The sequence below is a fragment of the uncultured Aquabacterium sp. genome (genome assembly GCF_947366995.1).
GTDB lineage: Bacteria > Pseudomonadota > Gammaproteobacteria > Burkholderiales > Burkholderiaceae_C > Aquabacterium.
This window is the reverse complement of the sequence record NZ_CANBCC010000009.1, coordinates 62,325-74,992: the sequence shown is the minus strand read 5'-3', so window position 1 is coordinate 74,992 and position 12,668 is coordinate 62,325. Positions and strand designations below refer to the sequence as shown.

At 65.5% G+C, this 12,668-nt stretch carries 12 protein-coding genes and 1 tRNA gene; 1 reads left to right on the top strand and 12 read right to left on the bottom strand.

Annotated elements, in window-relative coordinates; all coding sequences use genetic code 11:
- Nucleotides 1-400: 400 nt before the first annotated feature.
- Nucleotides 401-485, top strand: a tRNA-Leu gene (locus Q0Z44_RS04635).
- Nucleotides 486-636: 151 nt separating this feature from the next.
- On the opposite strand, the gene Q0Z44_RS04630 is transcribed toward Q0Z44_RS04635, so the two are convergent.
- The 12 genes from Q0Z44_RS04630 to hisS all read right to left on the bottom strand — a co-directional run bounded on the left by Q0Z44_RS04630 (nt 637) and on the right by hisS (nt 12,662).
- A complete protein-coding gene (locus Q0Z44_RS04630; RefSeq protein WP_298010971.1) occupies nt 637-1,158 on the bottom strand; it encodes a phosphoribosyltransferase in 522 nt (173 codons plus the stop codon).
- Nucleotides 1,159-1,197: 39 nt separating this feature from the next.
- Nucleotides 1,198-2,553, bottom strand: coding sequence for an adenylosuccinate synthase (locus Q0Z44_RS04625; RefSeq protein WP_298010970.1), 1,356 nt, complete (start codon nt 2,551-2,553; stop codon nt 1,198-1,200).
- A gap of 38 nt (nt 2,554-2,591) precedes the next feature.
- Nucleotides 2,592-3,785, bottom strand: a complete 1,194-nt coding sequence (locus Q0Z44_RS04620) for an ATP phosphoribosyltransferase regulatory subunit (protein ID WP_298010969.1) — start codon at nt 3,783-3,785, stop codon at nt 2,592-2,594.
- Nucleotides 3,786-3,873: 88 nt separating this feature from the next.
- Nucleotides 3,874-4,068 (bottom strand): DUF2065 domain-containing protein, encoded by a 195-nt coding sequence (locus Q0Z44_RS04615; protein ID WP_298010967.1) that lies wholly within the window; start codon nt 4,066-4,068, stop codon nt 3,874-3,876.
- A gap of 54 nt (nt 4,069-4,122) precedes the next feature.
- Nucleotides 4,123-5,019, bottom strand: coding sequence for a protease modulator HflC (gene hflC / locus Q0Z44_RS04610; RefSeq protein WP_298010964.1), 897 nt, complete (start codon nt 5,017-5,019; stop codon nt 4,123-4,125).
- A gap of 45 nt (nt 5,020-5,064) precedes the next feature.
- Nucleotides 5,065-6,414: an FtsH protease activity modulator HflK gene (gene hflK / locus Q0Z44_RS04605; RefSeq protein ID WP_298010962.1), complete on the bottom strand. Its 1,350-nt coding sequence runs from the start codon at nt 6,412-6,414 to the stop codon at nt 5,065-5,067.
- A complete protein-coding gene (gene hflX, locus Q0Z44_RS04600) occupies nt 6,411-7,664 on the bottom strand; it encodes a GTPase HflX (protein ID WP_298010960.1) in 1,254 nt (417 codons plus the stop codon). The genes hflK and hflX overlap by 4 nt, the downstream gene beginning before the upstream one ends.
- 42 nt (nt 7,665-7,706) lie before the next feature.
- Nucleotides 7,707-7,955, bottom strand: a complete 249-nt coding sequence (gene hfq / locus Q0Z44_RS04595) for an RNA chaperone Hfq (RefSeq protein ID WP_109036250.1) — start codon at nt 7,953-7,955, stop codon at nt 7,707-7,709.
- Between the two features lie 127 nt (nt 7,956-8,082).
- On the bottom strand, nt 8,083-9,420 hold the full coding sequence (der, locus tag Q0Z44_RS04590) for a ribosome biogenesis GTPase Der (RefSeq protein ID WP_298010957.1): 1,338 nt from the start codon (nt 9,418-9,420) through the stop codon (nt 8,083-8,085).
- A gap of 19 nt (nt 9,421-9,439) precedes the next feature.
- Nucleotides 9,440-10,603 (bottom strand): outer membrane protein assembly factor BamB, encoded by a 1,164-nt coding sequence (bamB, locus tag Q0Z44_RS04585; RefSeq protein ID WP_298010955.1) that lies wholly within the window; start codon nt 10,601-10,603, stop codon nt 9,440-9,442.
- A 61-nt stretch (nt 10,604-10,664) separates the two neighbouring features.
- Nucleotides 10,665-11,333: a tetratricopeptide repeat protein gene (locus tag Q0Z44_RS04580; RefSeq protein ID WP_298010954.1), complete on the bottom strand. Its 669-nt coding sequence runs from the start codon at nt 11,331-11,333 to the stop codon at nt 10,665-10,667.
- A 27-nt stretch (nt 11,334-11,360) separates the two neighbouring features.
- Nucleotides 11,361-12,662: a histidine--tRNA ligase gene (gene hisS, locus Q0Z44_RS04575; RefSeq protein ID WP_298010952.1), complete on the bottom strand. Its 1,302-nt coding sequence runs from the start codon at nt 12,660-12,662 to the stop codon at nt 11,361-11,363.
- Nucleotides 12,663-12,668 lie beyond the last annotated feature (6 nt).

Below are 12,668 nucleotides of genomic sequence, written 5' to 3'. Positions count from 1 at the left end.
GGGTAACTCCGTGGAGGTTCGAGTCCTCTCCTGGGCACCATTGAGAGAGCCGGTTGATCGATGATCAACCGGCTTTTTTCATGCCTGCTGAATGCGATCGACGATCCGATCGCCAGCGCCCGTGCGTGTTGCAGCGGATGAGGATGGGGGTGTTGCAAAAACATGTCGGGCTCCGAAAACCCAGCGTACACCACATCCCGGCAGCCCCCTGCCCGGCCCGGACGTTGAAGCCCCACGCCGATGCAGCCAGAACGCAACACTTCACTGGGTTCTGGCTTTGTCTGCCGTTTTTTCACCACGCCGCAGCGGGAACTGGACAAGAAACCAAAAATGGTGCTACATTAATGGTCTTGATGCAGCGCAACGCTGAAACGCCAAAGCAACGCATCAAACAGTACCTGCCCAGGTGGCGGAATTGGTAGACGCACTAGTTTCAGGTACTAGCGGGTAACTCCGTGGAGGTTCGAGTCCTCTCCTGGGCACCAAATGAGCAAGCCGGTTGATCGAAAGGTCAACCGGCTTTTCTCATTGCGCCGTGCGGCGCAAGCGCCCGGCGTGCGCGCAACCTCAGGCACAAGAAAAAAAGCAGCCGATGTGGCTGCCTTGGGCTGTCGCCGGTTTCGCCTGTCGCGAAACTCAGACCTCGTAACGCTTGAGCAGCGCTGGAGGACGCAGGCCGTCGTATTCCTCGAAGGGCTGATGGATCCAGGGACTCGTCGGCAGTGCTTCGACATAGTAGTCCGGCGTATAGCAGGACACGCCCTTCACCCAGATCACGGACGAGCGCAACTCGGTGATGGCCGGCATGCTGCGCAGCCGCTCGACCACTGCCTGCAGCGTCACGCCAGAATCCGCCAGGTCATCGACCAGCAGCACACGCCCTGCCAGTTCACCCTTCGGCATGGTGATGTACTTCGCCATGTCGAGGCGGCCCTGCAGCGTGCCGCCTTCGTCACGGTAGGAGCTCGTCGACATGATGCCGAGCGGCTTGTCGAACACGCGCGATAGCACATCGCCCGGACGCAGGCCGCCGCGGGCCAGACACAGGATCTGATCGAACTCCCAGCCGGAAGCGTGCACCTTGAGCGCCAGGCGCTCGATCAGCTGGTGGTACTCCTCCCAGGAGACATAGAGGTGTTTACCGTCGTCGGTGAGCATGGTGTGCCTATGGGTTGTCGGTCGGAAAAACGGATGCAGTCAACCCTTGTAGGGATGACGCAGCAGGATGGTGTGGTCGCGGTCGGGGCCCGTCGACACCATGTCGATCGGCGCGCCGATGAAACCCTGCACGCGCTCGAGGTAGGCGCGCGCATTGTTCGGCAGCTTGTCCCATTCGGTGATGCCGAAGGTGGAGCCTTCCCATCCCGGGAAGCTCTCGTAGATCGGTTCGCAGGCCACGATGTCGTCGGCATCCAGAGGCAGGATGTCGATGCGTTCACCACGCAGCATGTACCCGGTGCACACCTTGATCTCACTCAGGCCATCCAGCACGTCGAGCTTGGTCAGGCAGATGCCAGAGATGCCGTTGATCAGCACCGAGCGCTTCAGGGCTGCAGCATCGAGCCAGCCGCAGCGACGGGCTCGCCCCGTCACGGTGCCACGCTCCTGGCCCACGGTGGACAGGTGATGGCCGACGGTGCCCGGCGTGTCCCAGTCGAGTTCGGTCGGGAACGGGCCGCTGCCCACGCGCGTGGTGTAGGCCTTGGTGATGCCGAGGATGTAATGCAGCTTGTCAGGGCCCACACCCGAGCCGGCGGCGGCATTGCCGGCCACGCAGTTCGACGAGGTCACGTACGGGTACGTGCCATGGTCGATGTCCAGCAACGTGCCCTGCGCGCCTTCGAACAGCACGCTGCCACCGTCCACGTTGTGAGCGTGGATGCGCACGCCGACGTCAGCCAGCATGGGCAGGATTTCCTTCGCGGCCGCCATGGCCTGGTCGAAAATCGGCTGGAATTCCAGCTTCTCGGCCTTCAGGTAGCCTTCCAGTGCGAAGTTGTGCAACTCCAGCAACTCCCGCAGCTTCTTGGCGAAGCGGTCCGGATGCTTCAGATCCTGCACGCGCAGGGCACGGCGGGCGACCTTGTCTTCATAGGCCGGGCCGATGCCCTTGCCGGTGGTGCCGATCTTGCCGCTGCCGCTGGTCTCGCGCAGGGCCTCGCGGGCCTTGTCGACTTCCACGTGGAAGGGAAGGATCAGCGGGCACGACTCGCTGATGTACAGGCGTGAACGCACGTCCAGACCAGCGTCTTCCAGACGCTTGATTTCAGACAGCAGATGGGTCGGGTCCACCACCACACCGTTGCCGATGTAGCAGGCGACCCCGTCGCGCATGATGCCGGACGGGATGAGCTGCAGGGCGGTCTTCTTGCCGTTGATCACCAGCGTGTGGCCGGCGTTGTGGCCGCCCTGGAAGCGGACGACGGCAGCAGCATGGTCGGTCAGCCAGTCGACGACCTTGCCCTTGCCTTCGTCACCCCATTGGGTGCCAACCACCACAACGTTGCGGGCGGTGGTGTTGCCGGCGCGAGCCGACGCAGAAGTGCTTTGCATGGCAGATTCCTGTTTCGCGTAAGGGAAAGGCGGTGCGCTCAGAGGGCGCGCACCGTCCAGCGTCCGTCGACGAGTGCGAGCTCGCGGTCGCAGTCGAATTCCTGGACGTCGTGTTCATGTCCAGGCAGCACGCACACCACGGTGTGGCCCTGCCCTCGGAGGGTGCGCACAGCCTGGCGCAAGGCGGGGTCTTCACCCCAGGGAGCCCGTACGGCGGGCCGCACGGCAAGACCGCTGCGCGAGGCGAGCAGTTCAGCCAGCACCTTGAGGTCGAGGCTGAAGCCCACGGCGGGGCGGCGGCGGCCGAACACGGCCCCCACCTCGTCGTAACGGCCGCCACGCACCAGTGCATCGGCCAGGCCAGCACCGTAGACGGCAAAGCGGGTGCCACTGTAGTAAGCGTAGCCCGACAGATCGGACAGGTCGAAGCCGACACGGACTTCGGCCCGCGTCTGACGCAGGTGGCCAGCCAACCAGCCGAGGTCACGCAACGCGGCAACGACCATCGGGTGGTCGGGCAGCAGCGCGCGCGCCTGGTCCAGCACCTCGTCGCCGCCGTAGAGCGTGGTCAGGCCAACCAGCACGCGAGCGGCATCTGGCGCAGCGGCCAAGGGCCCCTGGGCCGCCAACTCACGCAGCGCAGCGACGTCCTTGGCGGTCAGCGCGGCGACCAACGCAGTGCGGATCGTGTCGTCGAGGGCCGTGATGCCAAGACCGGCCAGCACACCTTCAATGAGGCGCACGTCGGCCAGATCGATGACAAGGTCTGTGAGCCCCGAGCCCAGCAGCCCTTCGAGCGCCAGTTCGGTCGATTCCAGTTCGGCTTCCAGCCCGGCGTGGCCGTAGATCTCGCAACCGAGTTGCAGCGGCTCACGGCTGGCCTGGGGGCTTGCAGGTCGGGTGTGCAGCACGGGGCCGCAGTAGCACAGGCGGGTGACGCTGTCTCGGTTCAGCAAGTGCGCGTCGATGCGGGCCACCTGAGGTGTGGCATCGGCACGCACGCCGAGCGTGCGACCGGAGAGCTGGTCCACCAGTTTGAAAGTGCGGAGGTCGAGCGCGCGGCCGGTGCCGGACAGCAGCGAGTCAAGGTGCTCGAGCAGCGGCGGCATCACGAGCTCGTAGCCGTAGCTGCGGGCGACATCCAGCCAGATGCGACGCAACTCTTCCACGCGACGGGCCTGCGCGGGCAAGACGTCAGCAATGTGCTCTGGCAACAGCCAAGCAGACGACATAAGAAAACGTGTGGGGGTTAAAAACGAGATTCTACCGGGGGTTCGGGACACTTTGACAGCGAAGTGCCCTGCCGGCCGACCGGGGCGCTCAGGAGAAGGCCTGAATCACCCAGAGAAGCAGCAGGCCAACGACCATGCTGCCGAGCCCGAAACGACGGATCTGCTCGTCGTCGAAGCGCATCAATTGCTCGAACATGCGACGCCAGCCACCGGGGTTGATGGCGGGCATCAGGCCCTCGAACACAAGCACGAGGGCCAGCGCAGTCCAGAGAACGTCAGACATGGGCGAGATCCCTGCGCCTCCCGGCGCACGGGGCCTTCTTCGCCTGCAGCACGGTCACTTGCGTGGCGCCGCGGCCGAGCTGGGAGCGCTGCCGCCCCGCATGGTCTTGAAGAAGTCACCGCTCTGGTCGATCACCATCACGTCGCTCTTGCTGCGGAAGGTGGCACGGTAGGCCTCAAGGCTCCGATAGAACTGAGCAAACTGCGGGTCCCGGCCAAACGCTTCGGCATACAGGGCCGAAGCCTTGGCATCGCCCTCGCCCTTGATCTTCTGGGCATCGCGGTAGGCTTCGGCCACGATGATTTCACGCTGGCGGTCGGCATCAGCGCGGATCTTCTCGCCTTCGGCACCACCGGTGGAGCGCAGCTCGTTGGCCACGCGCTTGCGTTCGGACTCCATGCGGCGGTAGACCGACTCGGTGATGTTGGCGGAGAAGTCCACGCGCTTGATGCGCACATCGACGATCTCGATGCCGAAGGACTTGGCGTCGTCAGCCAGGCGGCGGATGACGCCCTGCATGACCTTCTCGCGTTCGGTGGAGAGCACCGCCCCCACGGTGCGCTTGGTGACCTCCTCGTTGAGCGCAGCCTGCACGATCGGCGACAGGCGGTTCTCGGCATTGCGGATGTCGACGCCGTTGTTGCGGATGAACTGGCGAGGCTCGGTCACGCGCCATTTCACCAGCCAGTCGATCACCAGGCTCTTCTTCTCGGCCGTGAAGATGGGGCGCGACTCAGGGCTGTCGAGCGTCTGCACACGACGGTCGAGGAAGATCACGTTCTGCAGTGGCGCGGGCAGCTTGAACTTCAAGCCCGGCTCGCTGATGACTTCCTTGATTTCGCCAAGTGCGTAGACCACGGCAAACTGGCGCTGGTCGACAACAAACAGGGTCGATGCCGCGATGACGATGGCCAGCAGGATGCCGACCAAGTAGGTACCGATGCGGTTCATGTCAGGTTTCCTTGATGCTTGGGCGCTGCATGGGGCGGGCGCGCTTCAGCGCGCATCGCGGTCGCGGCTGCGCAGACCATCACGCGAGCGGGAGTCGGTCGCACCCGGTGCCGCGGGCGCGGTCGCCACGCCGTTGTCCGGTGCCGAGGTGGCCGCAGCCGGTGCCGCTGGCGCACCGCCGTTCACGCCCATCAGCTTGTCAAGCGGGAGGTAAAGCAGATTGGAGCCCTGGCGGCTCTCGACCATCACCTTGGTCACGTTGCTGTAGACCTGCTGCATCGTGTCGATGTAGAGCCGGTCGCGCATGACGCCAGGCGCCTTCTGGTACTCGGCATACACCGACTTGAAGCGCTGTGCATCGCCCTCGGCCTGCGCCACCACACGGGCGGAATAACCGGCGGCTTCCTCGCGCAAACGCGCTGCCGTGCCCTGTGCCTTCGGGATCACGTCGTTGGCGTAGGCCTGGCCCTCGTTCTTCAGCCGCTCGCGGTCTGCGCCGGCCTTGAACGCGTCGTCGAAGGCCGCCTGCACCTGTTCGGGGGCCTGCACGCTCTGAACGTTGACGTTGGCCACCAGCACGCCGGCCTTCAGCTTGTTGAGCTGGGCCTGAATGGACTTCACCAGTTCGGCCGCAATGGCGTCGCGCTGCTCGTACAGCACCGAATCCATGTTGCTGTTGCCCACGATCTCGCGCACGGCGGATTCGGCCGCCTGCAGTACGGCTTCGTCGGAGCTGCGGTTCTCGAAGAGGTACTGGCGGGCATCCTGCAGGCGGTACTGGACGGTGAAGCGGATGTCGACGATGTTCTCGTCTCGCGTGAGCATGGACGAGTCACGCAGGCCGGTGGCTTGCATCACGGAGTTGCTGCCCACGTCGATGGAGCGCAACTGCGTGAGATTGACCACCTCGTGGCTCTGGAAGGGATACGGGGCGCGCCACTGGAAGCCGGCGTCGACGGTGTGGCTGAAACGGCCAAACGACATCACGACCGCCTGCTGCCCTTCCTGCACGATGAAGAAGCCGCTGCCCAGCCAGATCAGGGCCACGACGCCCAGAATCAGCCCGGCACCGATGCCGGCGCCACTGGGGTCGGGCGACATGTTGCCGCCGGGTCCGTTGTTGTCGCCGCCGCCCTTGTTGGCAAACATGCCGCTGAGCTTGCGGTTGAAATCACGCCAGAGCTCGTCAAGGTCAGGCGGACCGTCGTTGCGCTGGTTGAGCAACACCGCCGGACGTGCCGCCCCGGGCAGGACCTGACGCAGCGCCTGGGTACCCAGCCAGGCAGTGCGATGGACGGCACCCATGGCAAGCCGCGCCGCCAAGGGCAGCACCGCCCACGTCAAGCGGATCGATCGTGCAGGCCCGGAGCCTGCATCCAGCGTATGCATGTTCATGTTGTGTCGGTCGGAAAACCAGGGTACGCCGACGGGGGTACCTCTGAATCAAGGGGATTGTGCCTGTCGAATCGGGGGTCGACTTCCGTGGGGGTGATGGCCTCGTCGCCGAGCCCGGAAACCGCAGCTTCAGCCAGCACGGCACGCAGGGTATCAAGCCCCTGCCCTTTCAGCGCACTCACAAAGACACGTTGACAACGGCGACCCGAGGGCAATTCGTAGACATCGCGCTGGTGGTGCGGCTGCTGATGGGCTTCGAGGCTGTCGCACTTGTTGAACACCAGGACCTGCGGCAGTGCACCGGCGCCGATGCTGTCGAGCACCCGCAGCACTTCGTCGATCTGTTCGTGCAACACGGGGCTGGCGGCATCGACCACGTGCAGCAGGAGATCTGCCTCGGCGGCCTCCTGCAGTGTCGCTTCAAACGACTCGACCAGCGTGTGCGGCAGATCGCGGATGAACCCCACCGTGTCGGACAGGGTCACGCTGCGCTGCGCCTCGGACAGGAACAACTGCCGGGTGGTCGTGTCCAGCGTGGCAAACAACTGGTTGGCCGCGTAGGTACCGGCCTTGGTCAACGCGTTGAACAAGGTCGACTTGCCGGCGTTGGTGTACCCGACGAGCGACACACGGAAGGTGCCGGTGCGCTCGCGCGAACGCCGCTGGGTGTTGCGCTGCTTCTTGACCTTGACCAACCGCTCTTTCAGCGACTTGATGCGCTGATCGATCATCCGGCGGTCGAGTTCGATCTGGGTTTCACCCGGACCGCCGCGGTGCCCGACGCCGCCACGCTGGCGCTCCAGGTGAGACCAGCGCCGCACAAGGCGGGTGGAGAGGTATTCGAGGCGCGCAAGTTCGACCTGCAGCTTGCCTTCGTGGCTTCGGGCACGGGCGCCGAAGATCTCGAGGATCAGGCCGGTTCGGTCGAGCACCTCGACGCCGAGATGGCGCTCGAGGTTGCGCTGCTGGGCAGGCGACAGGGCCTGGTCGAAAATGACCCCGTGCGCCTGGTAGAGCGTCACAAGAGACTTGATTTCATCGGCCTTGCCCGAGCCCACGAACAGGGCCGCATCGGGCGCACGGCGCTTGGCCGTGACTTTGGCAACGGGCTGGTCGCCGGCCGATTCGGCCAGCAGCGCGAGTTCGTCGAGGGTGGGGTCGAACGACGAGCCGGGGCCGAAGTCGACCCCGACCAGCACGACCCGGGGGTCCTCATTGGCGAGGCGCACAGACGGGGAGTCGGTGGTCAAGGCGTCAGGAGGAGGATCGACTGGTCTGGAGGGCGCAGCGGATCAAACGGATCCGCCTTCGGTCGACTCGTTGGCGTGGAAGTTCACGGCACGGCCGGGCACCACAGTCGAGATGGCGTGCTTGTAGACCATCTGGGTCACGGTGTTGCGAAGCAGCACAACGTACTGATCGAACGATTCGATGTGACCTTGCAGCTTGATGCCGTTGACCAGATAGATGGACACCGGCACGTGCTCGCGGCGCAGCAGGTTCAGGAAGGGGTCTTGTAGGAGTTGCCCTTTGTTGCTCACGATATGCTCCGTGTTAAAAGAAAGTTTCGGAAGGGGCACCTTAACACAGTCCCCAACCGATCCATGTTCAGGGTCATGTGAAGGCTTGCAAAGCGGGACGCCCCGTGACACGGGCGCCGGCGAAGGCTCACGCCTTGTCGTCGAACGGGTTCTGCGACGACTTCATTTCGATGCGCAGCGGCGTGCCGGTGAGCTTGAAATGCTCTCGGAACCGGCTTTCGAGGAAGCGCTTGTAAGACTCGCTCACATGCTCGAGCGAGTTGCCGTGGATGACGATGACAGGCGGGTTCTGGCCGCCCTGGTGCGCGTAACGGAGCTTGGGGCGGAACGCCCCGGCACGCTTGGGCTGCTGGAATTGCACGGCCTCGGCCAGCAGGCGGGTGAGGACGGGCGTGGGCATCTTGCGCGAGGCCGAGGCCCACGCGTCGGTGATGGCTTTCCAGACCGGACCGAGCCCCTGGCGCTTGATGGCCGAAATGTGCAGCACCGGCGCGAACTTCAGGAAAGCCAGGCGGGTCTCGATCGAGCGCTGCAGCATTTCGCGCTGGTAGCTGTCGACGGCGTCCCACTTGTTGACGGCAATCACCACCGCGCGTCCGGACTCGAGGATGAAGCCGGCGATATGGGCGTCCTGCTCGGTCACGCCCTGGGTGGCGTCCACCAACAGCAGCACGACGTTGGCGTCCGAGATGGCCTGCAGGGTCTTGACCACCGAGAACTTCTCGATCGCCTCGAAGACGCGCCCCTTGCGGCGCAGGCCCGCGGTGTCGATCAGCTCGAACTTCTGCCCGTTGCGCTCGAACGGCACGCTGATGGCGTCCCGCGTGGTGCCGGGCATGTCGAATGCAACCAGGCGCTCTTCGCCCAGCCATGTGTTGATCAGGGTCGACTTGCCCACGTTCGGACGCCCGGCAACCGCCAGGCGGATGGGCTTGTCGCCCTCCTCTTCCGGCTCTTCATCGTCCTCGTCGGCGAAGAAGTCGTCGAGCGCCAGGTCGAGCAGGCTGCGGATGCCCTGCCCATGCGCCGAGGAAATGGGGATCGGCTCGCCAATGCCCAGCTCGTAGAACTCGGCCAGTTGCGGCCCCGACTGCATGCCCTCGGCCTTGTTGGCCGCCAGCAGCACCTTCTTGTTGGCAGTACGCAGGTAGCGGGCGATGTCGTGGTCTTGCGCCGACAGCCCATTGCGGGCGTCGACGACGAAGATCACAGCATCGGCCTCGGCAACAGCCTGGCGCGTCTGGTTGGCCATCTCCTTGAAGATGCCCGACGTGCAGTCCGGCTCGAAGCCGCCCGTGTCGATGACGATGAAGGCGCGCGAGCCCGAACGGCCCTCGCCGTAGTGGCGATCACGGGTAAGGCCCGCGTAGTCGGCCACGATGGCATCGCGGCTCTTGGTCAGTCGATTGAACAACGTCGATTTGCCGACGTTGGGTCGTCCGACCAGCGCAATGACAGGTTTCATGGGAAATCAGGGAAATGAATCAGTTGGCGCGCAGGGCCGAGACGGTCCCCTTGCGGGACAGCACGATCAGCTGGTCAGCGACGACGACCGGCGCAGCCGCCAGCGGGGCATCGAGTTCGATGCGGGCGAGGTTGCGACCGTCGGAGAGCGACAGCAGGTGCAGATAGCCTTCACGGTCGGCCACCGCAAGCTTGTCGCCCCAGATGGCAGGCGCGCTCAGACCACGGTGGGTGAAGCGGTCGACGCGCCAGAGCAGGTCGCCGTTCTCGGTCTTCCAGGCAGACAAGCGATCGGTGCTGTCGGCACCGACGACCACGTTGTCATTGGCAGCCACTGCTTGCGTGCCGGCTTGTGTGCGGCTCCAGCGCAGACTGCCACGGTTCAGCTCGAAACAGGCTACGGAGAACTGGAATGCGCGCACGCACAGTTCGTCGTCAGCGCGGGCGGCCGGGCCCACCAGGTCAGCCAGCCGCTCGACCTCGTTGGTACCACGGGGCGTGCCGACCGTGACATCGAAACGCGCAGTGCCGCGCACCGGATCCAGCCCCACGAGGCGCGGGCCCTGCCCGACCAGCAGGGTGTCACGGAACGGGGTGAGCATCCCTTGAGACGACAGTGCCAACGGCTCGCTGCCCGGGCGTTGGTACTGCCAGAGCCAGCGACCGTCGCGAAGATCGTAGGCGCGCACAGCCCGGTCGACGCCCTGCACAAACACGCGCTCACCGGCCACCAGCGGGGCCGTGATCACGCGGCCGGACTGACGCTCACGCCAGACCGGTGCGCCGCGGTCGAGCACCACCAGTTCATTCTGGGCCGTGACCACGGCAGCAAACCGGCCGTCGGAACCAATGCCCGCCGACAGCGGCTCGCGTAGGTCGGCGCGCCAGATCGTCTTGCCTGTGTCGAGGGCGAGCTGCGCCACCTCGCCGCCGGTTCCCGCCACGGTGACGGTGTTCGCGACCACCGCCATGCTGACCGGGGTTTCCGCTTCGCCGACCGCGCGTTGCGACCACGCCATGCCGAGCTTGGCGACGGGCTGAAAGCGCTCGAGCGGGGCTGGCTGAGGCTTGCTGCTGCCGCAGCCACCGAGGGACAACGCCAGGGCGAGCGCGGACACGCTGAGTGCCGTCAGTCGAAGGGCGTGACCCGAGGACGGGGCCTGAAGGGCGCGAAGGAGGCTCATGGGTGTGATGCGAGTGCGGACCAGGGGACACGCCGAAGCGTGCGTGGCGATGAGTGGGGCGTCAGGGGGCAGAGGCGGCGGCGGCCGCCGCGGCGGGGGCCTGCCCCAACGCCGTCAGTTTGCCTTCGATGAACCGACGGTAGTCGACCGTCGGATCCATGGCCTTCCATGCGGCCGTGAAGGCCTTGGCAGCCTCTTCCTTCTTGCCTTGGGCGAGCAGCACATCGCCGCGACGGTCGTCAGCCAGAGGAGCAAACTCGATCGGGAGCTTGGCATCCAGCGTCTTCAGGGCGTCATCGTAGGCCTTGGCGTCAAGTTGCACGCCGGCGAGCCGCAGCCGCGCGATCGCGACGAGGTTGGCGTTCTTGCCGTTCTCGGCAACCCACTGCAGGGCAGCCTTGGCATCGTCGAGCTTCTGGTTGTCGGCAGCCACCTTGGCGGCCAGCAAGGCACCCTGCTCGGCGAACGTGGTACCGCCGTAGTTTGCCTTCAGGTCCTTGAAGGCCTGCGCGACCTTGTCGGCCTGGCGCGCTTCCGCGGCGCGATCGAGCTCTTCGTACAGACCGCTCGCGGCGGCGCTGCGCTTCTGCTGCCAGTACAGGTATCCCGTCCACGCCGCATAGGCGCCCAGGACCAGCACGAGCGTCCAGGTGATCAGGTTGCCGTACTTCTTCCAGAAATGCTTGAACTGGTCGAGCTGTTCCTGTTGTTCGAGGTCGAAAGTCGCCATGGGTCTGTGATGTGTTGAATGCGCGGATTATGAGGGGCGACCGACGCGCAGTGCCGGCGCCCAGGCCGAGACGTCGTTCAGCGGCTGACGAAGTTGCTCGCCGCCGTCACGCAAGGGTTTGACGGACACCGTGCCCTGCGCAACTTCGTCGGGTCCGAACACCAGGGCGAAACGGGCCCCGCTCGCATCGGCCTTCTTGAATTGGGACTTGGGGCTGGCCGGGCCGTCCTTGCCGGCCGGGTTGAGCACCACGGCGATGCCTTCAGCCCGCAGGGCCTCAAGCGTGGCCAGCACGGCGGGCAGCGGCGTGCCGGCGAACACGACGGCGAACGCATCGGGGGCCGTTTCCGGAGCAGGCACACCCACCTCTTCCAGCAACAGCAGCAGGCGCTCCATGCCAAGGCCCCAGCCTACGGCCGGCGCCGGCTTGCCGCCCAGTTGTTCGATCAGGCCGTCGTAGCGGCCACCGCCGCACACCGTGCCCTGTGCGCCGAGGCGATCGGTCACCCATTCGAACACGGTGAGGTTGTAGTAGTCCATGCCGCGCACCAGGCGCGTGTTGACCTCGTAAGGCACACCGGCGGCATCCAGCACGGCCTTGACCGCGTTGAAGTGCGCGAGCGACGCCTCCCCCAGGAAGTCGAGCAGGCGCGGTGCCGCTTCGACCACCGGCTGCATCGCCGGGTTCTTGGTGTCCAGGATGCGCAGCGGGTTGCTGTGCAGGCGGCGCTTGCCGTCTTCGTCAAGCAGCTCGACGTTCGCTTCGAGGTGGCGGATCAGGGCCTCGCGGTGGGCCTTGCGCTCTTCGGGCTGGCCCAGGCTGTTGAGTTGCAGCTTGACGTCGCGGCCCACGACCAGGCCCAGGTCGCGCCACAGCGTGGCCGTCATGAGGATCAACTCGGCGTCGACATCGGGGCCGGCAAAGCCCAGCACCTCGGCGCCCACCTGGTGGAACTGGCGATAGCGGCCCTTCTGCGGGCGCTCGTGCCGGAACATCGGGCCGATGTAGTACAGGCGCTTGCCGCCTTCGTACAAAAAGCTGTGCTCGTTGATGGCGCGCACGGCACCGGCGGTGCCTTCGGGGCGCAGCGTGAGCTTGTCGCCGTTGAGGCTGTCTTCGAAGGAGTACATCTCCTTTTCGACGATGTCCGTCACCTCGCCGAGGCCGCGCACGAACAGCGGCGTGGGCTCGACGATGGGGGTGCGCATGTTCTGGAAGCCATAGCGGCGCATCAGCTGCCGCACGATGTCTTCCAGCCATTCCCAGCGCGCCGATTCCGGCGGCAGGATGTCGTTCATGCCTTTGATGGCTTTCAGGATCTCGGCCATGGTCTT